Origin of the sequence: Micromonospora sp. NPDC051196, from assembly GCF_040682415.1 — a bacterium.
Classification (GTDB): Bacteria; Actinomycetota; Actinomycetes; order Mycobacteriales; family Micromonosporaceae; genus Micromonospora.
In genome coordinates this window covers 931,645-956,296 of record NZ_JBFBAY010000001.1, presented here as the reverse complement: position 1 = coordinate 956,296, position 24,652 = coordinate 931,645, and the positions used below count along the sequence as shown (strand labels likewise).

The following is a 24,652-nucleotide window of genomic DNA, read 5'->3' as shown; positions in this document are numbered from 1 at the left end:
TGCGGATGTCCACACTGGGTTCCCTCGCCCGCCGACTCGGACGGCATCGTTGGTTCGGTGCCGCCATGCGCCTGCTCGTGCCCGCCGACCGGGTCATCGGGCGACTCACCCGGGGCCGGGTGGTGGCGCTGGGGCTCGTGCCGTCCCTGGTGATCACCACGACCGGCCGCCGCTCCGGCAAGCCCCGCAGCAACCCACTGCTGTACATCCCCGACGGTGCCGCGTACGTGGTGATCGGGTCCAACTGGGGGCAGACCCAACAACCGGCCTGGTCGCTGAACCTGCTCGCCAACCCCGAGGCCGAGGTCGACGTGGCGGGACGCCGGATCCCGGTCCGCGCCGAACTGGCCACCGGCGCCGAACGCGACCGCCTGTGGCGGCTCCTGCTCGACGAGTGGCCCGCCTACCAGGCGTACGTCGAACGAGCCGGCGGACGCCAAATCCGCATCTTCCGCCTAACCCCCACCACCCCACCCCCCTCCTAACCACCCCCACCCCCACCCCCACCCCCACCCCCACCCCACCCCACCCCGCCCCGGCGATCTTGCACTTTTGGTCGCCGGGATGCGGCTTTGGCGGCTTTCGTCCCGACAGAAAGTGCAAGATCGGCGGCGTGGTCGGTCTGCGGCCGGTGCTGCGGGGAGGGGGTGTGGGGAGGGGAGGCGGGTGGGGGTAAGGGGTGAGGTTAGGTGAGGGTGCCTTGGACGCCGATGAGGGCGCCGATGGCGTAGGTCGCTGCTGCTGCGGCGGCGCCCAGGAGCAGTTGGCGGAGGCCGCCGGTCCACCAGCGGCGGTTGGTGAGCCGGGAGACGAGCGCGCCAGCGACGAAGAGGCCGATCCCGCCGACGGCCAGGGCCAGCGCCAGGCTGGTCGCACCCAGCAGGTACGGCAGCAGCGGCACCAGCGCGCCGACGGAGAAGCAGAGGAACGACGAGAATGCCGCCGTCCACGGATTCGGCTGTTCGTCCGGGTTGACGCCCAGTTCCTCCTGCACGTGCACGCGCAGGGCGATCTCCGGGTTCTGGCGGATCGTCTCGGCCACCTGCCGGGCGAGATCGGCCGGCAGCCCTCGGTTGACCCAGATCTCGGCCAGTTCCCTGGCCTCGGCCTCGGGGTTGCGTTCCAGTTCGCGCCGTTCCTTGGCCACCTCGGCGGCGATCTGCTCGTTGGCCGACCGGACGCTGGTGTACTCGCCGAGCGCCATCGAGATCGCGCCAGCGACCAGACCGGCGGCGCCGGTCAGCACGATGTTGCGCGGCGACACCCCACCGCCGCCGACGCCCGCGATCAGGGCGATGTTGGTGACCAGGCCGTCCATCGCCCCGAAGACGGCCGGCCGTAGCCAGCCACCGGAGACGTCGGCGTGATGCGGCTCCCGAAGCGCCGCCGGGGTCTCGGTCACGGCAAGGTCAGGATCTCGTGGCCGTCCTCGGTCACCAGGATGGTGTGCTCGAACTGGGCGGTCCACTTCCGGTCCTTGGTGACCACAGTCCAGCCGTCGTCCCAGAGGTCGTACTGGTAGGTGCCGAGAGTGATCATGGGCTCGATGGTGAAGGTCATGCCCGGCTCCATCACGTCGGTGGGCCGAGGGCTGTCGTAGTGCGGCACGTAGAGCCCGCTGTGGAACGCCTCACCGATGCCGTGGCCGGTGAAGTCGCGGACCACGCCGTAACCGAACCGCTTCGCGTACGACTCGATGACCCGGCCGATGACGTTGATCTGGCGGCCCGGGGCGACCGCCTTGATGCCCCGCATCATCGCCTCGTGGGTCCGCTCGACCAGCAGCCGAGCCTCCTCGCTGACCTCGCCGACACAGAAGGTGGCGTTGGTGTCGCCGTGCACACCGCCGATGTACGCGGTGACGTCGACGTTGATGATGTCGCCGTCGGCCAGCACGGTCGAGTCGGGGATGCCGTGGCAGATCACCTCGTTGAGGCTGGTGCAGCAGGACTTCGGGAAGCCCTTGTAGCCCAGTGTCGACGGGTAGGCGCCATGATCGATCAGGAACTCGTGCACCACCCGGTCGATCTCGTCGGTGGTGACACCGGGCTTGCAGTGCTCCCCGGCGAGTTGCACCGCCTGAGCAGCGATCCGCCCGGCGACCCGCATCTTCTCGATGGTCTCCGGTGTCTGTACGTGGGACCCCTGCCACGGCCGGGGCGCCTTCTTACCGACGTACTCCGGTCGGGCGACATGGGCGGGCACCGGCCGCCACGGGGAGAGCCTGCCTGGGGTCAGCGGGGCACGGACGGTCATGCGGCAAGCCTATCGCCGAGCACTCGGTGACCCCCACCACTGTCCGGGGCCTGCGGTTGTTGCCACACCAGGGCCGCTGTGTCAAGGTGTCTGCGTGGATCAAGGGAGCGCATCTCCCGTCTTCTCCGCCGTCGCGGAGACCGACGATGATCACCTCCGTGTGGTGGTCACGGGCGAGGTCGACATGGCCACCGCCGACACCATGCTCCAGGCTGCGCTGCGCGAGCCGGCCGTCCGGGTGACGCTCGACCTGCGCGCGGTCACCTTCTTCGACTCGGCGGCCATCCACGCGGTGGTGCGGCTCGCCGGGCACTATCCGGACGCCCTGACCGTGTTGCCGTCTCGGCAGGTGAGCCGGGTCCTCGAAATCGCCGGGTTGGGCGGGCAACCCTGGCTGGCGCCGGACTGACCAACCGGGTTAGGGCTGATCCGACTCAGGCTGGCCCAGTCCCCGACTCAGACTGGCCCAGTCCCCGGCTCGGGCTGGTTCACTCCCCCAACTGCCGACGCAGGGTGACCTGTGTCCCCTGCGGGGTGTGGTCGACCGACAGCTCGCCGAGTGCCCGGATCAGCGACAGACCTCGCCCCCGGAAACCCGAACCGGCCGACTCCCGCCACCGGCCGGTGTCCCGTACCGTCGCCACCACCTCCCGATTCTGCACCGACACCTCGATCTCGATCACCGGCTCCACCGGGTCGACCGGATGCTCGATCGCGTTCGCCGCCGCCTCGGAGACCGCCACGGTGAGGTCGAACAGGTCGGTCTCGCTCACCTTGTGCGCGACGAGGAAGTCCTCCAGTCGCTTACGCAGCAGGCTCAGCCGGGTCGGGTCGGCGGGCAGCCGCAGCGCGAACCGGTTGAGTTCGGTCGCCTCCAGGGCGAGCACGGCCACGTCGTCGCGGCGTGGCCGATCGGCCACCCGGTTGACCACCGCGTCGACCAGGTCCGCCACGTGTTCGCCCGGCCGGGCGGCGTCGGCCCGCAGCTGGGCCAGGGCCACATCGATGGCGACGTGCCGATCCTCGATCAACCCGTCGGTGTAGAGCAGCAGACGGTCACCGGCCCGCAGTTCGCCGGAGACCGTCTCGTACCCTGCGCCGGGGATGGCCCCGACCGGCGGTCCGAGGGCCCGGTCGTGCAGGAACGCCACATCGCCTCCTCGGATCACCAGGGGGGACGGGTGCCCGGCGCTGGCATAGCGCAGCTGACCGGTGCGCGGGCTGAACCAAAGGCAGAAGACCGTGGCGAACGAGCGTGACTCGGTGGAGTCCACCAACCGGTTCAGCCGGGTCAGCGACTCGCCCGGATCGAAGCCCTCCAGGACGTACGCACGCAGCGCGTTGCGCAGCTGGCCCATCGCCGCCGCGGCCGGCACACCCTTGCCGACCACGTCACCGATCACCAGGACGAGTTCGTCGTCGTCCCGGGCGACCACGTCGTACCAGTCGCCGCCGACCTCGACGTCGGCGCTACCCGGCAGGTAGCGGCTGGCCACCACGGCGCCGGGCAGTTGCGGCAGCGTACGGGGCAACAGGCTGTGTTGCAGGGTGGTGGCGATCCGGTGCTCGGCCTCGTAGAGCTGGGCGTTCTCAAGTCGGACGCCGACCAACCGGGCGAGTTGGGTCAACGCGGCCTCGTCGGTGCCGATGCCCTCCACGGACGGCCGCCACACCCGCAGTTCACCGAGTTGCCGACCGGCGACGCCGGTCAACGGCAGCACGAACGACGGGTCGACCGGCGCGGTACCGCCGCTGTCGGCCTCGTAGCGTGCCCCGCCGGCGGCGATCACCACCCGGACGGCCTCGGCGAGGCTGAGGGCGTGCCGGGCCGCGACCTGGAGCACATCGGCAGTGGATCGGGCGGTGTTCACCGCGACCGCGGCATCGGCGAGGGCGCGCAGCCGCCGGATGATCTGGCCGCGCAACTGGCCGAGTTCCACGTTGGCGCGGACCCGGGCAATCAACTCCTGCCCGGAGAAAGGCTTGGTCAGGTAGTCGTCGGCGCCGACCGACAGCCCGGCCACCTCCTCCGCCGAACCGGCTCGGGCGGAGAGCAGCACGATCGGGACGTACCGGGTCCGGGGATCCGCGCGCAGCGCGGCGACCAGGCCGAATCCGTCCAGCCGAGGCATCATCACGTCGGTGAGCACCAGGTCGAAGGCGACCTCGGTGGCCAGTCGCAGGGCCTCGACACCGTCGGTGGCCGCCACCACCTCCCAACTCGGTGCGAGCAGCCGGGCCACATGTTCCCGCAGGTCGGGGTTGTCGTCGACGACCAGGATGCGGCCCTGCGACCCGGCGGGGGCCGGTCCGGACGCAGCTACGGCAGTGGCGTCACTGGTCCACCGAGCCGATTCCGCCATGAAGAGCGAAGCCTGCCGCGGCTCGCGCTCGGTGTGATCGGCGTCGGCCACCCGATCGGCAGGCAAATGCGCGACGCCGAACGGGATGGTGACCGCGAAGGTGCTGCCCTTGTCGACCTGACTGCTCGCGCTGACCTGCCCGCCGTGCATCTCGACCAGTTCGCGGACCAGCGCGAGCCCGATCCCGGTGCCCTCGTGGCTGCGCGAGCGCACCCCCGGCACCCGGTGGAACCGTTCGAACACGTGCGGCAGTTCGTCGGGGTGGATGCCCACGCCGGTGTCCGTGACCTCCAGCCGGGCTGACCCGCCGACCGGCCGGACCCGGATCTGGATCTCGCCTTCGAAGGTGAACTTCACGGCGTTGGAGACCAGATTGAGGACGATCTTTTCCCACATGTCCTGGTCGACGTAGACCGGCTCGGGCAACGGCGGACAGTCCACCGCCAGGCGCACCCCGGTGCGCTCGGTGGCCGAGCGGAAGGTGCTGGCCAACCTGCTGGTGTAGTCGGCCAGGTCGGTCGGCTCGTAGTGGGCGGCCAGCCGGCCCGACTCCAGGCGGGAGAAGTCCAGCACGGTGTTGACCAGCTTCAGCAGTCGCAGCCCGTTGCGGTGCATCACGGTGAGCCGCTGGATGTACGCCGTCGGCAGCGCGGGATCGGCGAGCATCTCCTCCAGCGGGCCGAGCACGAGCGTCAGCGGCGTACGGAACTCGTGGCTGACGTTGGCGAAGAAGTTGGTCTTCGCCAGGTCCAGCGCGGCCAGTTCGGCGGCCCGGGCCCGTTGCTGCTCGTACGCCCGCTGTTTGCCGACCGCGCGGGAGATCTGGGCGGCGACCAACTCGCAGAAGGTGCGGTAGTCGTCGGTGAACGGCAGCCGGCGAGCCATGCCGAGCACCAGCACACCGGCGGGCTCGTTGGTCGCGCTGATGGGCAGCACCACCACCTCGTCGGCGGCTCCGGCGGGCACCCGGCCGAGCAGGTCGACCGTGGGCACCATCTCGGCGACACCGCTCATCGCCACCTCGACCAGCCGGCCGGGTGGGTCGAGGGGCGCGCTGTCGACACCGCTGATCCCCGCCCGGTACAGGTGCCCGTCTCCGGCGTCGAGATAGAGCAGCCCGAACGGCACATCCGCGCGATGCCGGTCGAGTACGGCGGTGACGGCCCGGCCGAGGTCCTCGATGCTGCCCGGGTCGGCCAACTCCGATCCGAGTTCGGCCAGGGCACGCAGCCGGCGTTCACCGAGCACCCGGCCGGTCGTCTCGCTACAGATGCAGAGCACGCCGTTGATCGACCCGTCGGCACCACGGATCGGGTCGTAGGAGACGTCGAAGTAGACGTCCTCGACGAAGCCGTGCCGGTCGAGCAGAAAATGATGGTCCTGAGCCTGGTACGCCTCGCCGTCGCGCAGCACCCCGGCCAGCAGCGGGCCCAACACGTCCCAGGTCTCCGCCCAGTGCTCGCGGGCCGGCTGCCCGAGTACGCGGGGATGCTTGTCGCCGATGGTCGGTCGGTACGCGTCGTTGTAGAAGGTGCGCAGATCCTCGCCCCAGAACATGGCGATCTGCGCTTTGGAGGCAAGCATGGTGCTCAGCGCGTTTCCCAGGGATTCAGGCCATTGCTCCGGGGCGCCCAGCGGGCTGGTCGACCAGTCGTGGTCGCGCAGCAGCCGTCCCATTTCGCCGCCCCCGGCGAACGCCGCCGCGAGAAGTGGCGGAATCCGGCCGGTCGTCCCGGACGAATGGCTTCCGCCTACACCCCCCTGGGCCGAGTTCATGCAGCCTCCCGGCCGTCCACACGCGCTCCGATCATCTTGCCGCGTCCCGCCTTCTACCCCGACGGACCAGCAACGTAACGCATCATCACCATCAGACGCTGCACAGCGCCGTCCGGCTGAGCACGCCGACGAGGCCGATGGCCCTCCGCACGCAGGTGATCACAGTGGGGTGACGTACGCTCCGGTGATCCCGCCGTCCACCACGAACTGTGCGGCGGTCATGAACGAAGCGTCGTCGCTGGCCAGGAACGCCACCGCGGCGGCGATCTCGCTCGGCTCACCGAACCGCCCCATCGGCACGTGCACCAGCCGGCGCGCGGCCCGCTCCGGATCAGCCGCGAACAACTCCCGCAGCAACGGGGTGGCCACCGGCCCGGGACACAGGGCGTTGACCCGGATGCCCTCCCGGGCGAACTGCACACCCAGCTCCCGGGTGAGCGCCAAGACACCACCCTTGCTCGCGGTGTACGCGATCTGCGACGTCGCGGCGCCCATCAGCGCCACGAAGGAGGCGGTGTTGATGATCGATCCTCGACCTTGCCGGCGCATGTGCGGGATCACGTGCTTGCAGCAGAGGTAGACGCTCGTGGTGTTGACCCTCAGCACCCGTTCCCAAGCGTCCAGGCCGGTCTCCAGGATCGAGTCGTCGTCAGGCGGGGAGATGCCGGCATTGTTGAACGCGATGTCCACCCGTCCGTACCGCTCGACCACCCCGTCGAAGAGGGACCGAACCGCCGGCTCGTCGGCCACGTCGGCCGCGACGAAGGTGCCGTCCACCTCTTCGGCGGCCCGCCGACCAGCCTCGGCGTCGATGTCGACGCAGACCACGCGGGCCCCCTCGGCGGCGAACCGCCGCACCGTGGCCAACCCGATTCCGCTGGCCGCTCCGGTCACCACGGCGACCCGGTCCTGCAACCGTCCCGGCATGCTCACTCCTCCGAACTGATGAACACGTTCTTGACGTCGGTGAAGGCGTGCAGTGCGTCGGGGCCCAACTCCCGACCCAGCCCGGAGCGCTTCATGCCGCCGAACGGGGTCCAGTACCGCACCGAGGAATGTGAGTTCACGCTCAGGTTGCCGGACTCCACCGCACGGGCCACCCGCAACGCCCGGCCCACGTCCCGGGTCCAGATCGAGCCGGACAGGCCGTACTCGGTGTCGTTGGCCAGCCGGATCGCGTCCGCCTCGTCGTCGAACGGGAGCACCGAGACCACCGGGCCGAAGATCTCCGCGCGCCAGTGTGGGTCGGCGGGCGATTCGGCGAGCAGCACCGTCGGGGCGTACCAGTAGCCGGGGCCGGTGGGGCAACTGCCGGTGAAGGCCACCCGGGCGCCGTCGACGTGGTCGGCGACCCGGTCCCGGTGTCCGGCCGAGATCAACGGGCCCATCTCGGTCTCTTCGGCGGCCGGATCGCCGACCCGGAAGGCTCGCACCGCCGGTTCGAGCAGTTCGAGGAAACGGTCGTAGACCGGCCGCTGCACCAGGATCCGGGATCGGGCGCAGCAGTCCTGGCCGGCGTTGTCGAAGACCGCGTACGGTGCGGTGGCCGCCGCCCGTTCCAGGTCGGCGTCGGCGAAGACCAGGTTCGCCGACTTGCCGCCCAACTCCAGGGTCAGCCGCTTCACCTGCGCCGCGCAGCCGGCCATGATCCGGGTGCCGACCTCGGTGGAGCCGGTGAAGCAGATCTTGCGTACGGCCGGATGGGTCACGAACCGTTCGCCGACCACATCACCTCGACCCGGCAGTACGGTGAACACACCCTCGGGCAGGCCCGCCTCCAGCGCCAACTCGGCCAGGCGCAGCGCGGTCAGCGGGGTCAGCTCGGCGGGTTTGAGCACCACCGTGTTACCGGCGGCCAGGGCCGGGGCGAAGCCCCACGCGGCGATGGGCATCGGGAAGTTCCAGGGCACGATCACCCCGACCACACCGAGCGGTTCGTGAAAGGTGACGTTCAGCCCACCCGGCACCGGGATCTGCCGTCCGGTCAGCCGCTCCGGTGCGCCCGCGTAGTAGTCGAGCACGTCCCGGACGTTGCCCGCCTCCCAGCGAGCATTGCCGATGGTGTGCCCGGCATTGCGCACCTCCAGCCCCGCAAGTTCCTCCAGATGCGCATCCACCACCGATGCGAACCGCCGCAGCATCCGCGCCCGCTCCCCCGGCGCCACCCCCCGCCACCGTTCGAACGCCTCCCCCGCCCGCTCAACCGCCGCATCCACCTCCCCCACCGAACACCCCGCAACCTCCCCCAACACCACCCCCCGAGCCGGATCCCAAACCACCCCCACGCCCACCCTCTCTCACACCCCACCCCAACCCAGGACGCTCACCCACTCAACCCGCGCACCTCGCCCCGCCCCACCCCACCCCGCCCCACCCCACCCCGCCCCGCCCCGGCCCGCCCCGCCCCGGCCCGCCCCACCCCGCCCCGGCCCGTCGATCTTGCACTTTTGGTCGGGATGAAAGCCGCAAATCACTGTAAAGCAGCGACACAAAGTGCAAGATCGCGGCGGAGGGGAGGGGTGCGGGTCAGAGGCGTTCGAAGCCACGGGCGAGTTCCCAGTCGGTGACGGCGGCGTCGAAGGCGGACAGTTCGATACGGGCCATGTTGGCGTAGTGGGCGACCACCTCCGCGCCGAAGGCTTCGCGGGCCACGGTGGAGGACTCCCAAAGGGTCAGCGCGTCGCGGAGGGTGCTGGGGACCCGCTCGGCACCCGCGTCGTCGTACGCGTTGCCGGGGCACTCCTGTTCCAGGTCCAGTTCCTGCTCGATCCCGTGCACCGCGCCCGCCACCAGCGCGGCGATCGCCAGATAGGGATTCACGTCAGCGCCCGGCACCCGGTTCTCCACCCGCATCCCCTGACCGTGCCCCACCAGCCGCAGCGCACAGGTGCGGTTGTCGGTGCCCCAGCGCAGCGCGGTCGGCGCGAACGACCCCGGCTGGTACCGCTTGTAGGAGTTGATATTGGGCGCGAAGAACAGGCTCAGCTCACGCATGGTGGCGAGCAGCCCGGCGAGCACCCGTTGCCCGGTGACACTCAGGTGCGCCGGGCCGTCGCCGAGCATCGCCGAGCCGCCGGAGCCGTCACGCAACGAGAAGTGGATGTGGCAGGAGTTGCCCTCCCGGGCGTTCGGCTTGGCCATGAAGGTGATCGACATGCCCTCCTGGGCGGCGATCTCCTTCGCCCCGTTCTTGTAGATCACGTGGTGGTCGGCGCAGGCCACCGCCTCGTCGTACCGGAAGGCGATCTCGTGCTGGCCGAGGTTGCACTCGCCCTTCGCGCTCTCCGGGGTGAGCCCCGCGCCGGCCATCTGGTTGCGGATGCGGCGCAGCAGCGGCTCCACCCGCGCGGTGCCCAACAGCGAATAGTCCACGTTGTACTGGTTGGCCGGCGTCAGGTCGCGGTAACCGCGCCGCTGCGCCTGCTCGTACGAGTCACGGAACAGCACGAACTCCAACTCGGTGCCGGCGTACGCGGTCAGCCCGTGCGCGGCCAGGCGATCCAGCTGGCCACGCAGGATCTGCCGGGGCGAGGCGGCCACCGGACCGGCGCCGTCGGGCCACTCCAGATCGGCCAGGAGCATGGCGGTGCCGGGCTGCCACGGCACCCGGCGCAGCGTGTCGAAGTCCGGCTTCATCACGAAGTCGCCGTAGCCGCGTTCCCAACTCGACATCGCGTACCCGTCGACGGTGTTCATGTCGACGTCGACGGCGAGCAGATAGTTGCACCCCTCGCTGCCGTGGGCGACCACCTGATCGAGGAAGTACGGCGCGTGGAACCGTTTGCCCTGCAACCGGCCCTGCATGTCGACCAGCGCCAACGCCACCGTGTCAATCTCACCCTCGGCGACGGCGACCCGCAGTTGTTCCAGCGTGAGCGGGGCTTTCCTCATCCGCGAGCCTCCATCACCAAGGTCTACCGGCCGAGCCGATGACCGTCAATGGGCCGCTCCGCTCGTACCCCGATCCCCGCCCCCGACAAACCGACATCGCCACGGCTCACCGCCGGTCGCGGCGCCGCGCCCAGCCGAGAAAGCGGTCGTACAGATCCGGGACGTGATCGGGATTGAGTTGGGCGAGCTGATCCCGGGCCTGGACCATCAGCCCGCCCAGGTGGAGCAGCAGCCCGAGCCGGTCCTTGCGGTACTCGACCAGCAGGCGCGAACGAGCAGACATGTCGACCTCCTCGACTGTGGAGGGGCCGCCCCGTCGCTAACCTGGCCAAGACATGGGAGATCGTGCGGAACGAGGCGCTCTCCCGCGGCACCCTCCACCTCACGCCGGTGGCGTGGCAGTCCTTCGTCGATCTCGCCAAGCAGATCGGCCCCGTGGGCTGACCGCAGCCGATACCGACAGCGTTGTTACGGCAGTACGGACTGGGTCAATGATCGGACCAGGCGCTCACCCTCGGGCCATGCGCCGAACCCGGTCTTGGAGTCCAGGTGCCCGACCGCGCCCGCGTCAAACAGTTCTGAGCCCCAGTCTCGCGCGTACGCTTCGAACTGCTCGAAGGTGGCATGTGGGTCGTTGCGGCTGGCGACCAGGATCGAGCGGAAGGGCAGTGGCTCGCGTGGCACGTGGCCGATGAAGACATCGACGATCTCGTCGGGGTCAGGAGTCCAGTCCGGATCCAGGTACGGCGGCGTGACCAGCAGGGCAGCACGGACAGGACCGACGTGCTGGCTGGCCCAGACGGCGACGGTCAGGCATCCCGCGCTGTGCGCCACGAGGATCGCCGGCTTGCTGTCGGCGCTGACGGCAGCGTGCAACGCTGCGGCGCGCTCTGCGGCGACGTACGGTGGCCCGGTCGGTTCGGGCGCCCATTGGTAGGGCGGATTGTCCCTGACCCAGCTGCGCGACCAGTGGTCGGGGAAGGGAACTCCTCGACCGGGTACGACAAGGCAGCGGTCGGGTTGATCAGCGGCAGTCACGTCGTGAGGTCCTCGCTGGCAGACCGGCCGGCGACGGCGCACAGTTGCCGTACGGTGTCGCCGACCCCGATCGTCGCGCCGACGAGCACTCGGGCGTTGAGGCCACGCAGCCGTAGTCGCTGGCCTTCCTCGGTCCAGACCATTTTGTGGGCGTCGCGTCCGAAGCGTGCGGCGAATTTGGCACAACCGTTGTGAGGCTGATCGGTCACCTCGATGACAGCCTGGTCGCCGATTGCCAGGCGTGAACCGGCCGGCAAGGCGTCGACGCTCAGGTCGAGATCGACATAGAGCTGATCCCCGGCGAGCGCCCAGGCGTCACGATCGGGACCGGCGATCAGTTCGACGAAACGGGAGTTGATGACGTTCAGCTGCATGTCGGGGTGCGGTGACCGGTCGGGCGTTCGCGAGCTGGGTCGTTGACTCCAGCTGTCGCCCAGCAAACCGGCGTCGGTGTCCAGTTCCGCCAGGGACAGCACCTCGCGGACATCAACGGCCGGCCGGCGTACGGCCAACGCCAGGGTGCCGATGCCCTGCGGGGACTGCCGCACGAGGTGCAGTCCTTCCATGATCTCGTCCATGGAGCGATGACGCACGCCGATGGAATTGTTCATGCTCCGACTGTGCTCCACGCACCTGCGCGTCGTCCAACAGTTTCGACGCACGGGATTCAGCGTGGCAGATCATCGCCGAGGTGCTCCGGGGCCCGCCACTGGTCGCCGGCCTGCTGACGGCAGTACGCAAGAGAGCGCGGACCTACCCGCTGAGTATCCGTACTCAGCGGTGACGGGGTACCCGTACTCAATGGCGGCGACATCGACGATGTGCGCCGTCGGGAAGGGATGGCGTCGGCTTGATCGCGACCCCTATCGTCGGGCCCGGCCAGAGACCGACGAGGTGAGGAACACCATGAGCATGGCAGCACCCCCGATGACGGCGGCCCGTCCCACACCGGGCAGCGGTACCCGGATCGGCGTGGGATTCGTCTTGCTGCTACCCGCGCTGCTCGCCCTCGCCTGGTCGTACCTGCTGCCCACCGTGCAGGCGGTGTGGCGCTCGACGACCCGTGACGACCTGTTCCGCTCGCCGGAGAGTGTGGGTGGCGCCAACTACCAGGCGCGCTTCACGCAGGGGATTCTCGGTGATTTCGGCTGGTCCCTGCTACTGGCACTGATCCCACTGGCCCTGGCCCTGTTGGTCGCGCCGTTGCTGGCACTGCTCGCCGACCGGGCGGGACGGCGGGCCAGGCTGGCTTTCCGAGCCCTGGTCACCGTTCCGGTCGCCGGGTATGCGCCCGCGGCGCTGCTCGTCGGTTGGCGCCTCGACCGGATGGAGCCCACTGCGGGCCGTCAGTACGCGACGCTGGTGGAGCTGGCCGCAGTCGGTAGCGCCGGGTTGGTCGTGGCGGTCGCCACCACGGCCTTCCTCGGTACGCTCCGCGGTCGCGCTCACCGCCGCGACGCACTGCCGGCGGCGTTGACTGTCGCCGGTCTGCTGGTGTTCGGGATCATCGCGGCTGCGTTGCAGACCTTCACCGCGCCGTTGCTGACGGGCGTGTTTCGCGTACCGCTGACGCACGTCGTCACCATCGCGTTGAGCAGGATGGACCTCGGGGGTGGTTCGGCCGGAGCGGTGCTGCTGCTGATCCCCCTGGCGTTGCTGGGCTTGGCCGCGACGGCGCTGCTGCTGGCAACCCGAGCCCGGATCGAGGTGGTCGACGAGGCCGTCGCCCGCGACAAGCACCCGGACGGCGTTGTCAAGACCGGTCCGGGCCAGGCGGCGGCCGGCAGTCGTCGGGCCGGGATCGGACTGGCAGTTGCGGGCGCGTTCTTCGTCGGCCTGATGCTGTGGGTAGCGTGGCCGTGGTTGCGTCGGGCCTTGCGGTTCACCAACGACATGGCGCCGATTCGGGCCGTCAGCCTGAGCGACATGCTGGTCTCGACGTGGCTGCCGACACTGCTGTCGGCGGTGGTCACGGTTGCTGTCGCGGTGGCCGGCGGCTTCGCCATCGGGGGCATGCGCCCGCTCGGCCGGTTCAGCGAGTTGCTCCTCCTGCCGTTCGCGCCGTGGCTGTTTGTCGGCACCGGGCCGCTGGCCATCGAGTCTTACCTGCGGACCCGCGACTTCGAGCAGATCGACACCTTCCTCGGGGCGATGCCGCCGGGGTGGGTGAGCATCCCAGCATTGTTCCTGTTCACTGTGCTGTTCCGAGGGCTGGAGCCCCGGTGGCGGGCAGGTGGCGGGTTCGGACGCAGCATGGTCGCCCCGTCGGTGCCGATGGTCGTGCTGGTCGGGCTGGTCACCTGGCTGGTCGCCGCCGGACAGGTGCTCTGGCCGATGATCGCGACGCAGTCACCGACGGCCCGACCGGCGCCGCTGGAGGCCATGATGCAGGCCACCACGGGACGGATCCCGGCCGACGACCTGGCGCTCGGGGCGGTTCTCCCGCTACCGATGATTCTGCTGTTCCTGGCCACGCTGGTGTGGCTACAGGTGACGTACCTTGACCGGCTGACGGTCCGGGTCGGCCGTTAGTCCCCGCGCGGGCCGGCAACGAGGTTGGCGGCGACCTGAGTTGGTAGCGGGTAGACCTGCTCGACCGGCAGGTGCGCCGCTGCCGCGCGGTCGTCGCCGCCGCGCAGCAGATCCCGGATCTGGTGCACAGTGGGGGTGATGTCCGTGACGGCGACGATCCACTCGTCGACGTACCTGTCGACAGCTTCGCCGGAGAGGCCGACCTGCAACGACCGGTACGGCAGCGCCTGAAGATGCAGGGACCGTTCCGGATCCCACTGCACCCGCACCGGGCTGGTCTTCAACTGGCGTGACCAGGTCGCCTGGTCGCCGTGCAGGTCACGGTCGTAGTGACTCAGGCAGGCCCGCGCGAGCGCCCACTCGAATCCCTCCCGGGTGATGTCGATGGACAGTACGCGTTCCTGCCCTGGCTTGCCGGCCCAGCCACAGCGGTACATCATCCACAGGAAAGACGGCTTGATCCACGTCATCCGCTCCCGTTTGAAGGGGGCCACGAAACGGCCGGCAGCCACTGCCGGCAACGCAATCTGCGGGGAGTACGCCTGGTAGACGGTGATGGTGTCAGCCGAGTAACGGGCGCGGATCTGACGAGCGGGAACGGACACCCTCAGATCCTCACCGATCGGCACTCGATCGCACCACCGAGATTCCACGCGTCCCCGCTCCGGTCGGAGACCCTCCTGTCGGATACTTTGGTTGCGCCTCGGACGCTCGGGCGCTTTCAATGAACGGGGGAAGCGGAGTGGATGACTCATACACGATCGTCGCGACCAGGCAGATAGCGGCGCCCGTCGCCGCCGTCTGGGCGGCCTGGAATGACTCCGCGAAGATTGCGAGATGGTGGGGCCCGGCGGGCTTCCGCAGCACCGTCAAGGAACTCGACGTCCGCGAGGGCGGACGCTTCGACGTGACGATGCACGGGCCCGACGGGACCGACTACCAAAACCTGTACATCTTCGATTCCGTCGCACCCTACCGACAGCTCGTCTACACCAACGTAGGCTCAGTCCAATTCGGCTTGGCCGCCTTCCAGTCCGTTTTCGACATGGTGGGCACCGGCGACACCACGCAGGTGACCTTGAAGGCGCGCTTCACCACGGCGGAAGACAAGCGCAAGCATGTCGAGGAATTCCAGGCCGTTGAAGGCTCTCGGCAACTCCTGGAACGGCTTGAAGATCAGGCGAGGTCGGTGAGCTGACAACCTACTGGGCGGCGACGTCGAGGATCCAGGTGATCCCGAAACGGTCGGTCAGCATCCCGAACGCCGGTGCCCACTGCGTCGGGCCGTACGCCTCGACGACCGTGGCACCATCGGCCAACTTCTCCCACAGCACGCCGACCTCTTCGACGGTCTCGCCTCGCACGGACAGGAAGAACGGCTCGCCGGTCAGCGTCATGCCGTTCTCGCGCCGGGTGGAGGACGCCGGCGCGCTGCCCGCACCGGCCTGACCGGGCACGTCGTAGGCCATGACGCGGAAGCCGTCGTCGGCCGCGACCTGACCCCAGACGACCTTGCCGGCGTCGGGCAACTCCTTCGGCATCCCGAAATCACCGTACGTGATGACCATGATCGCGCCGCCGAACACCGAGTGGTAGAACTCCAGCGCCTCCCGGGCGTTGCCCCGGAAGTTGAGGTGGGCCGTGGTGGTGATGCTCATGAAGGCTCCCTGATGAAAGTGCGCCGGCCACGAGTGTTCGGCCGGCGTCATCACCAAGGTTCGACGACGTAGGTGACAGGTTGTGTCACCTACTGCGAGTAGCTTCGGCGACATGCCGAAAACCTCGGGCCGGCTGCTGGCCCTGCTGTCGCTGTTGCAGACGCGCCGCGACTGGCCGGGCACGCTGCTGGCCGAGCGGCTCGACATCAGCCTGCGGACCGTGCGCCGTGACGTCGACCGGCTGCGTGAGCTCGGCTACCCCATCGCCGCCACCAAGGGTCCCGACGGGGGTTACCGACTCAACGCCGGCACCGAACTACCTCCCCTGCTGTTCGACGACGAGCAGGCCGTCGCCCTCACCATCGCGCTACAGATCGCCGCCACCACCCTGGGCGACGGCACCGGGGAAGCGGCAGCACGTGCGTTGACCACCGTCCGGCAGGTCATGCCGTCCCGACTCCGGCACCGCGTCAACGCCCTTCAGATCACCGCCGTCGAACGGCCCGCCACTCGACCGGCCGCCCCGGTCGACGCCGACACCCTCCTGGCAATCAGCTCCGCCGTGCAAACCCACGAGATCCTGCGCTTCGACTACGGCCCCGGGACGGCGGACAGGCCCCCGCGCAAGGTCGAGCCACACCACGTACTCACCTGGGACGGACGTTGGTACCTCGTCGCGTGGGACCTCGACCGGTCGGACTGGCGCACCTTCCGCGCCGACCGAATCACCCTGCGCATCCCCAACGGACCCCGCTTCACGCCCAGGGAACTACCCGGTGGCGACGTGACCACCTTCGTAACCAGCAGCTTCCGCGGCGCCGACGACGGCACCGTCGGCTGGCCCTGCCAGGGCACCGTGATCCTCGACCTGCCGGCCACCACCGTGGCCCGCTACACCCGCGACGGAATCGTCGAGGAACTCGACACGCACCGCTGCCGGCTCACCCTCGGCTCCTGGTCCTGGCCCAGCCTGGCCGCCGCCATCGCCCGGTACGACACCGAGATCGACGTTGTCGGCCCCGCTGAACTCGCCGACGCCTTCGGTCACCTGGCCCGCCGCTTCGCCAGGATCACCTCCGGCCTGACCTCCGACTCAGCTTCTTGATCGGGTGCGCGCTGCTGCCGACCCGTGGAGCGCAATTGCGTTGCCGGACGCTTCGGCGTACCCCATTCTTGGGCTTGTGACCAGGCCCGATCGCGACGGGCCGACCGGGCCCTCGGAACGGCCCGGCAGCCGCGGCGGCGCGGGGCAGCGTCACCTCTCTCTCGGGTACGGCGTCACGCCCTACCCTGGCTCCGCCCCGCGCCGCCCGGTCGTCAGTGACCCGGACGATCAGGTCAGCACCAGGCCGGCCACCCAGAGCGCGCCGATCACCACTCCGGCGAGGAACTCGATCAGCATCGCCAGGCCGGCTGCGGCGACCGCCTGCTTGGTCGCCGGCCAGGCCAGCCCGGTGTCGCCCAGCCTCAGCCGTTCCATCAGAAAGATGCCGCCGACGAAACCGATGACCAGCCCGACGATGGGGATGACGAAGAAGCCGACCAGGCCGAGCAGCGCCCCGACGAGCAGCGTGGCGGTGGGTACGCCGGCCCGTTTCAAGTTCCGGCCGGGCCACGCGTACTTGACCACGGTGCCGCCCAGGGCGACCACGGTGGCCGCCGCGAGCACCACCCAGCGGCCGGCGCCGGCCTCGCCGAACAGCGCCCACACGAGTACGCCGCCCCAGCACAGCGGCAGTGCCGGCAGGCCGGGCACCACCACCCCGGCCAGCCCGGCGAGGATGGCCAGCGCAGTGATCACGGACACCACGGCGCCGGTCTCTGTCAGGCTCACGTCGGCTCCCGATCCGATCGCTTCATCTGTTGAAAAGGGCCCTTCCTCTACCGCAGGCGTTGATAAGGTGCCCTTCCTTACCCGCCGGCCAGGCGGGTGGAGATGGTGTCGGCGGGTGCCGGTGGGCCGAACAGGCGGCCCTGCGCGGAGTCGCAGCGTAGCGCCCGCAGCCGCTCGGCCTGGGCCTCGGTCTCCACCGCCTCGGCGGTCACCCAGAGTTCCAGCGCGTGGGCCAGCCGCACCAGGGCGTCGACGATCCGCTCGTCACGGTGATCGGCGGCATCCGGCTCGTCACCCCGGATGCCCTCGACGAACGGCGCGGCCAGCTTCAGGCAGGTGACCGGCAGTCGACGCAGGTACGCCAGGTTCGAGTAACCGGTGCCGAAGTCGTCGACGGCCAGCCGTACGCCGAGCGCGGCCAGCCGGTACAGCGTCTGCAACGGCTCGCCCCCGGAGCCCATCACGGCGCTCTCGGTCAACTCCAGTTGCAGCAGGTCCGCCGGCAACCCGCTGCTGGCCAGGGCGTCAGCCACGGTGTCCACGATCACCGGGGCGTCGGCCTGGCGGGCGGCCAGGTTGACGCTCACCACCAATTGCGCCTCGGGGAAATCGACGTGCCACCGCTGGGCGTCCCGGCAGGCCTGCCGCAGCACCCACTCGCCGAGCCGGACGATCAGGCCGGTCTCCTCGGCCAGCCCGATGAACCGGTCCGGACCGATCAACCCCAGTTCAGGGTGCTGCCAGCGGACCAGCGCCTCGACCGCCAGCATCCGACCGTCCAGCAACGACACGATCGGCTGGTAGTGCAGCACGAACTCGTCCCGATCCAGGGCCACGGGCAGTCCGGCGACCAGGGCCGACCGGGCGATGTCCCGGGCACTGCGCTCCGGGTCGTACACCGCCCACCGGCCCCGCCCCTCCGCCTTGGCCCAGTACAGCGTGGTGTCGGCGGCCTTCATCAGCTCGGAGACACTGGTGCCGACCAGATCCGAGTCGACGATGCCGACGCTGGCCGAGACCATGAGCTGCTGATCGCCGATGAACACCGGTGCCGAGACCGTGGCCAGCGCCAACTCGGCCACCGCGATCATGTCGTCGATCCCGGCGTCGCCGTCGACCAGGATGACGAACTCGTCACCGCCCATCCGGGCGACCAGATAGCCGTGCTCGGCAACGCAGCCGGCCAGCCGCCGGGCGATCGTCATGAGCAGCCGGTCGCCGAGGTCGTGCCCGAGGCTGTCGTTGATCGCCTTGAACCCGTCGAGGTCGAGAAAGCAGACTCCGACCCGACCCGAGGAGTCCAGCAGGCGACTCAGCGTCTCGAAGAACAGTGTGCGGTTGGGTAGTTCGGTGAGCGGGTCGTGCAGCGCCTGGAAACGCAGCCGGCGCTGGAGTTCGTACCGTTGGGTGATGTCCTCCGCCACGGCGACGGTGAACCGAGGGCGGCCGTCGTCGTGCCGGATCAGGGAAACCGCCAGGTCCGTCCAGACGGAGCTGCCGTCCTTGCGGTGGTAACGCTTCTCGACGCGTACGGAATCGTGTTTGCCCTCGACCAGTTCCCGGTACAACTCCCACATTCCGGGTGCGTCGTCCCGGTGAAACAGTGCCGCCACGTTGAGCTGCCGCAGCTCCTCGATGGAATAGCCGAGCATGTCGGCGAAGGGCTGGTTGACGTCGATGATCTGCCCGTCCACGTCGGCGATGCCGATGCCGATCGCCGCCCCACGGAAGACCGCCCGGAATCGGGCCTCGCTGTCACGCAACGCCTGCTCGACACTGTCCCGGGCCTGCCACGCGGACCGCGCGATCCGCTCCTGCTGGGCGAAGGTGCGATTGCGCAGCGCCTGCGCGAAGCCGGCCGCGAGGCCGCCCTGCATCGCCGCTATCCGGTCGTCGAGCCCGGTCGCCCCGCCCAGCACCTGGTCGGGCAACCGGTCGGCCAGCGAGCGCACCGACCACTCGATCACGCCCGGCTCAATCAGGTGCGCCTCGACCAGGGCCTGCCCCACCTCCGCCGCCACCGCCTCGGGCGCCGCCTCCTCCTCCGACGACGTCGCCTCCTCGGCGTGCAGCAACGCCTCGGCCAGCCGCAGAGTGTACGACAGCAGCAGCCGCTGGGTGTCGGCCGCGCTCATCGGTACGAAGCCGAGCCGGCGTACCGCCTGCGCCCACTCGGTCGCATAGCTGTGCGCGCCGGCCGGGTCGACGGCATGCCCTCCGGAGGCGCCGACGGCCGACATCAGCTCACCCCGCTGTGCGGTCGTGGCGAGCTACCGCGCCGAAGGCACCGAAGCGCTGCGCGTCGGCAGCCATGTCGGAGGGCGAGTCAGGGCGCCACAACTCCATGTGCACCACCCCCGGTTCGAGGATCGTCCAGTCCCCGAAAAAGGCGGTGATCTCGGCCCGGGAGCGGAGCGTGATCTCGGTGCTGGTACGTGCCGACAGCCGCTGCGCGTCCAGCATCTCCTGCGGCTGGTCCTCGAAGGTGGAGTGCGAGATCACCAGATGGCTGCCGGGTGCGGCGGCGGCACGCAGGGCGGCCAGGATGTCGGCGGGGCGGTCGGCGTCGGGAACGAAGTGCACCACACCGGCCAGCAGGATGCCCAGCGGCCGATCGAAGTCGAGCAGCTGCAACGTGCGGGCCTCGGCCAGGATCCGCTCCGGGTCGCGCAGGTCGGCGTGGATGACGCCGGTCAACTCGTTGCCGGCAAGCAGCTCCCGACTGTGCGCCACCGCCACCGGGTCGATGTCGACGTAGACCACCCGGGCCTTCGGGTTCGCGGCCTGGGCGACCTCGTGCACGTTGCCGACGGTGGGGATGCCCGAGCCGATGTCCAGGAACTGGTCGATGCCGGCGTCGAGCAACACCCGTACGGCCCGGCGCAGGAACTCCCGACCCGCCCGCATGGTCGCCGGCAGATTCGGCGTCATGGCCGCGATCTGGTCGGCCAACTGCCGGTCGATCTCGAAGTTGTGGGCGCCGCCCAGGAAATAGTCGTACACCCGGGCCGCGCTGGGCCGGGAAAGGTCGATCTCGATGGGCGGCTCGTCCGGCTGCTGCACTGGTTACCCCAAGTCCTCGCCACGGATCAAGTAACGCTGACCACTCTAGGCCCGCGTGCCGCACCTCGGGAGATCCACAAACGCCTTTCCCCGCGACCGACCGGTCAGGCGGCCTCCAGCAGCAGCGAGATGCCCTGCCCGACGCCGACGCACATGGTGGCCAGGGCCCGCCGACCGCCCCGGCGGCGCAACTCCAGCGCGGCGGTGAGCGCGAGCCGGGCACCGCTGGCACCGAGCGGGTGGCCCAGCGCGATGGCGCCGCCGTTCGGGTTGACGTGCTCGGCGTCCTCGGGCAGGCCCAACTCCCGCAGCACGGCGACGGACTGGGCGGCGAACGCCTCGTTCAACTCGATCACGTCGAGGTCGGCCAGGGTCAGCCCCTGCCGGTCGAGCAGCCGTCGGGTCGCCGGGACCGGGCCGATGCCCATGATCCGTGGCGGTACCCCGGCCGTCGCCGTCCCGACGACCCGGGCCAGCGGGGTCAGGCCGTACTCCGCGACGGCCCGCTGCGAGGCGACCAGCAGCGCCACCGCGCCGTCGTTGACCCCGGAGGAGTTGCCGGCGGTCACCGTGCCGCCGGTACGGAACGGGGTGGGCAACGCGCCGAGCTTCTCCAACGAGGTCTGCCGGGGATGCTCATCGACCTCGACCAGCCGCGTCTCGCGTCGACCGGCCGGCACGGTCACCGGCACGATCTCCTCGGCCAGCCGGCCGTCGGCCTGCGCCTTCGCGGCACGCAACTGCGAGCGGTACGCGAACTCGTCCTGGGCTAGCCGGTCGACGCCGAACTCGACGGCGACGTTCTCCGCCGTCTCCGGCATCGAGTCGACCCCCCAGCCCTGCTCCATCAGCGGGTTGACCAGCCGCCAGCCGATCGTGGTGTCGTACATCTCGGCGGCGCGGGAGAAGGCGCTGGTGGCCTTCGGCATGACGAAGGGAGCCCGACTCATGCTCTCCACCCCGCCCGCGACGACCAGATCGGCCTCCCCGGCGACGATCGCCCGCGCGGCAGTGGCCAGCGCGTCGAGACCGGAGCCGCAGAGCCGGTTGACCGTGCTGCCGGAGACCTGCTCGGGCAGCCCGCCGAGCAGCGCCGCCATCCGGGCCACGTTGCGGTTGTCCTCGCCGGCCTGGTTGGCGCAGCCGAGCACCACGTCGTCGGTCCGGGACCAGTCCACCGACGGGTGCCGGGCGACCAGTTCGCGGATCACGTGCGCGGCCAGGTCGTCGGGGCGTACGCCGGAGAGCGCGCCAGCGTACCGGCCGATCGGGGTGCGGACACCGGCCACCAGGTAAGCCACGGTCATCGCGAGTCCTTCGGGGGTGGGAAGGTGGGGGTCGGGAGCATCCACCGGATCTACGGGGACGCCCAGCGGCCAGGATATCGCCGGCGAGTCCGGATAGGTTTGTCGGCATGGCACGAGCCCAATTCAGCGCGGAAACCAGCGAGGCCGGCGCGTTCGTCCGCCAACCCAACCGGTTCACCGGGCGGGTCACCCCGCACTCCAGTTCGCCGCCCGGCGGCGGCCCGGACGAGCAGGACCGCTGGCCGCTGGAGCCCGGCCGGTACCGGCTGATCTGGTGCCGGGCCTGCCCCTGGGCGCATCGGGCGCTGATCGTACGCAATCTGCTGGGGCTGGGCGACGCCATCTCGCTGGGCACCGTCGACCCGATCCGGGACGAGCGCGGCTGGCGGTTCACCCTCGACCCGGACGCCTTCGACCCGGTGCTGGGCGTCGGCTTCCTGTCCGAGGCCTATCTGGCCACCGATGCCGACTACACCGGCCGGGTCACCGTGCCGGCGCTGGTCGACACCGTCACCGGGCGGGTGGTCACCAACGACTATCCGCAGCTCACCCTGGACCTGTCCACCGAGTGGCGGCGGCTGCACGCACCGGACGCACCTGATCTCTACCCGGTCGAGCTGCGTCCGGAGATGGACCGGCTGATGGCCGAGATTCACCGCGACGTCAACAACGGTGTCTACCGGTGCGGCTTCGCGACGTCCCAGCAGGCGTACGACGAGGCGTTCACGGCACTGTTCGCCCGGTTGGACGTGCTGTCGGAGCGGCTGGCCGATCAGCGGTACCTGATGGGCGACACGATCACCGAGGCGGACGTACGGCTGTTCACCACGCTGGTCCGCTTCGACGTGGCGTACCACGGGCATTTCAAGTGCAACCGGCAGAAGCTCACCGAAATGCCGGTGCTGTGGGCGTACGCCCGGGATCTGTTCAGCACCCCCGGTTTCGGGGAGACGGTCGACTTCGACCACATCAAGCGGCACTACTACGCCACCCACGCCGAGATCAACCCGACCGGCATCGTGCCGCTCGGCCCGGACCTGCACGGCTGGACGACGCCGCACGGACGTGGCTGAGCCCCGTGCCACGGGCGCGGCGGTCTGCGTGCTCGCCGGCACAGCTGCGGCGACCCTCGCCGTGGTCGCCGGTCCCGGTCCCGGACTGACCGGGTACGTCAGCGAGGCCGGCGTGGCCGGCAGCGGGTACGCCTGGACCTACCGGCTCGGGGTGTTCGCCCTGGGTGCCGCGCTCCTGCTGCTCGCCGCCGCGCTACGCGACCACGCCGCGCCCCACGGTCACCCTCGAACGCACCAGGACCGCCCGGCGGGACAGCGCGACAAGGCGTTGCGGGTCGCGGTGGCGCTGCTCGTCGCGGGCGGGTTGGCCACCGGCCTGTCCGGCGCGGTCACCTGTAGCTCCGGCTGCCCACTGCCGCCGTTCGAGACGCCCACCGTGGCGGATCTGGTGCACGGCGCGGCGAGCGTGGCCGCTGCGGCCGCCACGGTCCTCGCCATGATCGCGATCATCCTCTCCCGCACGGCGCAGCAGCCCCTGCGCCGAACCGCCACGATCTCCGTGGCGGCGGCCCTGCCGCTGGCGGGTGCGGTCGCCCTCGCCATGCTGCTCGTCGGACGGGGATCGCTGGCCGGAGTGCTGGAACGGGTGCTGCTGCTGGTGATAGTCGCCTGGGGCGTGGTCACCGCCGTGATCCTGGCGACCGGGGCGGCGCCCGCCGGACGGCACCACTCGTCGGAACGTGCCCCAGCACACCGTGGCCGGCCGCCTGGGTAGCGCATTCGCCGGCCGCGAGAGGATGGGGTGATGAGTGCGTTGTTCACACCGCTGACGCTGCGCGCGGTGACCCTGCCGAACCGGATCGCGCTTGCGCCCATGTGCCAGTACAGTGCCGGCCCTGACGGGCTGCCCAACGGCTGGCACCTGGTGCATCTCGGCACCCGGGCGGTCGGCGGCGCTGGCCTGGTGATGACCGAGGCGACCGCCGTGCTGCCCGAGGGACGGATCAGCCCGCAGGACACCGGGATCTGGTCGGATCAGCACGTCGACGCCTGGCGCCCGGTGACCCGGTTCCTGGCCGACCAGGGCGCGGTGCCCGGCGTGCAGCTCGCACATGCGGGATTCAAGGCGTCGACCTACCGGCCCTGGGATCCGCGCCGGGGCGGGGTAGCCGACGCCGAGGGCGGGTGGATGCCGGTCGGGCCGACCGACGAACCGTTCCTACCGGAGTACCGGATACCCACCGCCCTGGATGAGGCGGGCATCGCCGCCGTGGTGGAGGCGTTCGCCGTGGCCGCCGGCCGGGCGGTGGCTGCCGGCTTCGCCGCCGTGGAGGTGCACGCCGCGCACGGCTATCTGCTGCACGAGTTCCTGTCTCCACTGACCAACCGGCGTACCGACGGCTGGGGCGGGGATCGGGCCGGGCGGATGCGGCTGACCCTGGAGGTCGCCCGCGCGGTCCGCGCCGCCGTCGGCGAGGACGTGCCGGTGCTGGCCCGGATCTCGGCCACCGACTGGGTCGAGGGTGGCTGGACGATCGACGACAGCGTGGCGCTCGCCATCGAGCTGGCCGCGGCCGGGGTCGACCTGGTCGACTGCTCCTCGGGCGGGGCGTCACCGAGCGCCACGATCCCGATCGGCCGTGGTTACCAGGTGCCACTGGCTGCCCAGGTTCGCCGGGAGGCGCGGGTGCCGACCGGCGCGGTCGGTCTGATCGTCGAACCGGAGCAGGCCGAGGCGATCGTCGCCGACGGCGAGGCCGACCTGGTGCTGCTCGGCCGGGAGCTGCTACGAAACCCGTACTGGCCGCACCAGGCTGCCGCCAAGCTCGGCGCCGACGCCACCTGGCCCAAGCCGTACCAGCGGGCGGTCTGAAGCCCAGCCGACCGCCGCCCGGGGGCCGCCGTCCACGCCGGACTGCGG

The 24,652-nt window shown here is 70.3% G+C and carries 23 protein-coding genes; 8 read left to right on the top strand and 15 right to left on the bottom strand.

Translation table 11 applies throughout. The annotated features are described in order from the left end of the window. The first annotated feature begins 5 nt into the window (after positions 1–5). Complete coding sequence (locus AB0M35_RS04400; protein ID WP_363741262.1) at positions 6–485, top strand: nitroreductase family deazaflavin-dependent oxidoreductase; 480 nt, start codon at positions 6–8, stop codon at positions 483–485. A gap of 200 nt (positions 486–685) precedes the next feature. Here AB0M35_RS04400 and AB0M35_RS04395 read toward each other — a convergent pair whose 3' ends face one another. Continuing rightward, positions 686–1,402 carry a VIT1/CCC1 transporter family protein gene (locus tag AB0M35_RS04395; protein WP_363741260.1) on the bottom strand — a complete coding sequence of 239 codons (717 nt, stop codon included), beginning with the start codon at positions 1,400–1,402 and terminating at the stop codon, positions 686–688. Further along, positions 1,399–2,256, bottom strand: coding sequence for a type I methionyl aminopeptidase (map, locus tag AB0M35_RS04390; protein WP_363741258.1), 858 nt, complete (start codon positions 2,254–2,256; stop codon positions 1,399–1,401). The genes AB0M35_RS04395 and map overlap by 4 nt, the downstream gene beginning before the upstream one ends. Before the next feature lie 94 nt (positions 2,257–2,350). Between map and AB0M35_RS04385 the strand changes: the two genes are divergently transcribed. Beyond that, on the top strand, positions 2,351–2,665 hold the full coding sequence (locus AB0M35_RS04385) for an STAS domain-containing protein (protein ID WP_363741255.1): 315 nt from the start codon (positions 2,351–2,353) through the stop codon (positions 2,663–2,665). 79 nt (positions 2,666–2,744) lie between these two features. On the opposite strand, the gene AB0M35_RS04380 is transcribed toward AB0M35_RS04385, so the two are convergent. The 7 genes from AB0M35_RS04380 to AB0M35_RS04350 form a co-directional block, all read right to left on the bottom strand. Beyond that, positions 2,745–6,395: a SpoIIE family protein phosphatase gene (locus AB0M35_RS04380; protein ID WP_363741252.1), complete on the bottom strand. Its 3,651-nt coding sequence runs from the start codon at positions 6,393–6,395 to the stop codon at positions 2,745–2,747. Between the two features lie 159 nt (positions 6,396–6,554). Next, positions 6,555–7,322, bottom strand: coding sequence for a 3-oxoacyl-ACP reductase (locus tag AB0M35_RS04375; protein WP_363741251.1), 768 nt, complete (start codon positions 7,320–7,322; stop codon positions 6,555–6,557). A 2-nt stretch (positions 7,323–7,324) separates the two neighbouring features. Next, complete coding sequence (locus tag AB0M35_RS04370) at positions 7,325–8,674, bottom strand: aldehyde dehydrogenase family protein (protein WP_363741918.1); 1,350 nt, start codon at positions 8,672–8,674, stop codon at positions 7,325–7,327. A gap of 247 nt (positions 8,675–8,921) precedes the next feature. Then, the gene (locus AB0M35_RS04365; protein ID WP_363741249.1) at positions 8,922–10,286 is read right to left on the bottom strand and encodes a glutamine synthetase family protein; all 1,365 of its coding nucleotides are present in this window, start codon (positions 10,284–10,286) and stop codon (positions 8,922–8,924) included. Positions 10,287–10,392: 106 nt separating this feature from the next. After that, on the bottom strand, positions 10,393–10,569 hold the full coding sequence (locus AB0M35_RS04360; protein WP_363741247.1) for a flavin reductase: 177 nt from the start codon (positions 10,567–10,569) through the stop codon (positions 10,393–10,395). Positions 10,570–10,754: 185 nt separating this feature from the next. Then, positions 10,755–11,324, bottom strand: a complete 570-nt coding sequence (locus AB0M35_RS04355; RefSeq protein WP_363741245.1) for an alpha/beta hydrolase — start codon at positions 11,322–11,324, stop codon at positions 10,755–10,757. Further along, positions 11,321–11,935, bottom strand: a complete 615-nt coding sequence (locus tag AB0M35_RS04350; protein WP_363741243.1) for an MOSC domain-containing protein — start codon at positions 11,933–11,935, stop codon at positions 11,321–11,323. The genes AB0M35_RS04355 and AB0M35_RS04350 overlap by 4 nt, the downstream gene beginning before the upstream one ends. A 301-nt stretch (positions 11,936–12,236) precedes the next feature. Here AB0M35_RS04350 and AB0M35_RS04345 point away from each other — a divergent pair, with 301 nt between their 5' ends. Further along, positions 12,237–13,856 (top strand): sugar ABC transporter permease, encoded by a 1,620-nt coding sequence (locus AB0M35_RS04345; protein WP_363741241.1) that lies wholly within the window; start codon positions 12,237–12,239, stop codon positions 13,854–13,856. On the opposite strand, the gene AB0M35_RS04340 is transcribed toward AB0M35_RS04345, so the two are convergent. Continuing rightward, on the bottom strand, positions 13,853–14,461 hold the full coding sequence (locus AB0M35_RS04340) for a DUF4291 domain-containing protein (RefSeq protein WP_363741239.1): 609 nt from the start codon (positions 14,459–14,461) through the stop codon (positions 13,853–13,855). The two genes, AB0M35_RS04345 and AB0M35_RS04340, sit on opposite strands and share 4 nt — an antisense overlap. A gap of 137 nt (positions 14,462–14,598) precedes the next feature. Here AB0M35_RS04340 and AB0M35_RS04335 point away from each other — a divergent pair, with 137 nt between their 5' ends. Further along, positions 14,599–15,054 (top strand): SRPBCC domain-containing protein, encoded by a 456-nt coding sequence (locus AB0M35_RS04335; RefSeq protein WP_363741237.1) that lies wholly within the window; start codon positions 14,599–14,601, stop codon positions 15,052–15,054. Positions 15,055–15,058: 4 nt separating this feature from the next. Here the strand turns inward: AB0M35_RS04335 and AB0M35_RS04330 are convergent, their stop codons facing one another. Continuing rightward, complete coding sequence (locus AB0M35_RS04330) at positions 15,059–15,514, bottom strand: VOC family protein (RefSeq protein ID WP_363741235.1); 456 nt, start codon at positions 15,512–15,514, stop codon at positions 15,059–15,061. Positions 15,515–15,626: 112 nt separating this feature from the next. Between AB0M35_RS04330 and AB0M35_RS04325 the strand changes: the two genes are divergently transcribed. Next, positions 15,627–16,619: a YafY family protein gene (locus AB0M35_RS04325; protein WP_363741233.1), complete on the top strand. Its 993-nt coding sequence runs from the start codon at positions 15,627–15,629 to the stop codon at positions 16,617–16,619. A 228-nt stretch (positions 16,620–16,847) separates the two neighbouring features. Here AB0M35_RS04325 and AB0M35_RS04320 read toward each other — a convergent pair whose 3' ends face one another. From AB0M35_RS04320 to pcaF, 4 genes are all read right to left on the bottom strand, one after another. Continuing rightward, positions 16,848–17,348, bottom strand: coding sequence for a DUF456 domain-containing protein (locus tag AB0M35_RS04320; RefSeq protein WP_363741231.1), 501 nt, complete (start codon positions 17,346–17,348; stop codon positions 16,848–16,850). A 77-nt stretch (positions 17,349–17,425) separates the two neighbouring features. Beyond that, entirely contained in the window at positions 17,426–19,588 is a 2,163-nt protein-coding gene (locus AB0M35_RS04315) for an EAL domain-containing protein (RefSeq protein WP_363741229.1), read from the bottom strand. A gap of 4 nt (positions 19,589–19,592) precedes the next feature. Further along, positions 19,593–20,411, bottom strand: coding sequence for an SAM-dependent methyltransferase (locus AB0M35_RS04310; RefSeq protein ID WP_363741227.1), 819 nt, complete (start codon positions 20,409–20,411; stop codon positions 19,593–19,595). A gap of 104 nt (positions 20,412–20,515) precedes the next feature. Further along, positions 20,516–21,718, bottom strand: a complete 1,203-nt coding sequence (pcaF, locus tag AB0M35_RS04305) for a 3-oxoadipyl-CoA thiolase (protein WP_363741224.1) — start codon at positions 21,716–21,718, stop codon at positions 20,516–20,518. A 107-nt stretch (positions 21,719–21,825) separates the two neighbouring features. On the opposite strand from pcaF, the gene AB0M35_RS04300 reads away from it, so the two are divergent. The 3 genes from AB0M35_RS04300 to AB0M35_RS04290 are packed head-to-tail and all read left to right on the top strand — an operon-like array spanning position 21,826 to position 24,604. Beyond that, a complete protein-coding gene (locus tag AB0M35_RS04300; protein WP_363741221.1) occupies positions 21,826–22,791 on the top strand; it encodes a glutathione S-transferase C-terminal domain-containing protein in 966 nt (321 codons plus the stop codon). After that, on the top strand, positions 22,784–23,506 hold the full coding sequence (locus tag AB0M35_RS04295; protein ID WP_363741219.1) for a DUF998 domain-containing protein: 723 nt from the start codon (positions 22,784–22,786) through the stop codon (positions 23,504–23,506). Before AB0M35_RS04300 ends, AB0M35_RS04295 begins: the two co-directional genes overlap by 8 nt. A 30-nt stretch (positions 23,507–23,536) precedes the next feature. Continuing rightward, entirely contained in the window at positions 23,537–24,604 is a 1,068-nt protein-coding gene (locus tag AB0M35_RS04290; RefSeq protein WP_363741216.1) for an NADH:flavin oxidoreductase/NADH oxidase, read from the top strand. Positions 24,605–24,652 lie beyond the last annotated feature (48 nt).

What these genes read in the sequence shown, in the direction of transcription:
- AB0M35_RS04400 (WP_363741262.1), top strand. Translation starts at nt 6, where the DNA reads ATGTCCACACTGGGTTCCCTCGCCCGCCGACTCGGACGGCATCGTTGG.
- map (WP_363741258.1), bottom strand. Translation starts at nt 2,256, where the DNA reads ATGACCGTCCGTGCCCCGCTGACCCCAGGCAGGCTCTCCCCGTGGCGG.
- AB0M35_RS04380 (WP_363741252.1), bottom strand. Translation starts at nt 6,395, where the DNA reads ATGAACTCGGCCCAGGGGGGTGTAGGCGGAAGCCATTCGTCCGGGACG.
- AB0M35_RS04375 (WP_363741251.1), bottom strand. Translation starts at nt 7,322, where the DNA reads ATGCCGGGACGGTTGCAGGACCGGGTCGCCGTGGTGACCGGAGCGGCC.
- AB0M35_RS04365 (WP_363741249.1), bottom strand. Translation starts at nt 10,286, where the DNA reads ATGAGGAAAGCCCCGCTCACGCTGGAACAACTGCGGGTCGCCGTCGCC.
- AB0M35_RS04360 (WP_363741247.1), bottom strand. Translation starts at nt 10,569, where the DNA reads ATGTCTGCTCGTTCGCGCCTGCTGGTCGAGTACCGCAAGGACCGGCTC.
- AB0M35_RS04350 (WP_363741243.1), bottom strand. Translation starts at nt 11,935, where the DNA reads ATGAACAATTCCATCGGCGTGCGTCATCGCTCCATGGACGAGATCATG.
- AB0M35_RS04345 (WP_363741241.1), top strand. Translation starts at nt 12,237, where the DNA reads ATGGCAGCACCCCCGATGACGGCGGCCCGTCCCACACCGGGCAGCGGT.
- AB0M35_RS04330 (WP_363741235.1), bottom strand. Translation starts at nt 15,514, where the DNA reads ATGAGCATCACCACCACGGCCCACCTCAACTTCCGGGGCAACGCCCGG.
- AB0M35_RS04325 (WP_363741233.1), top strand. Translation starts at nt 15,627, where the DNA reads ATGCCGAAAACCTCGGGCCGGCTGCTGGCCCTGCTGTCGCTGTTGCAG.
- AB0M35_RS04315 (WP_363741229.1), bottom strand. Translation starts at nt 19,588, where the DNA reads ATGTCGGCCGTCGGCGCCTCCGGAGGGCATGCCGTCGACCCGGCCGGC.
- pcaF (WP_363741224.1), bottom strand. Translation starts at nt 21,718, where the DNA reads ATGACCGTGGCTTACCTGGTGGCCGGTGTCCGCACCCCGATCGGCCGG.
- AB0M35_RS04300 (WP_363741221.1), top strand. Translation starts at nt 21,826, where the DNA reads ATGGCACGAGCCCAATTCAGCGCGGAAACCAGCGAGGCCGGCGCGTTC.
- AB0M35_RS04290 (WP_363741216.1), top strand. Translation starts at nt 23,537, where the DNA reads ATGAGTGCGTTGTTCACACCGCTGACGCTGCGCGCGGTGACCCTGCCG.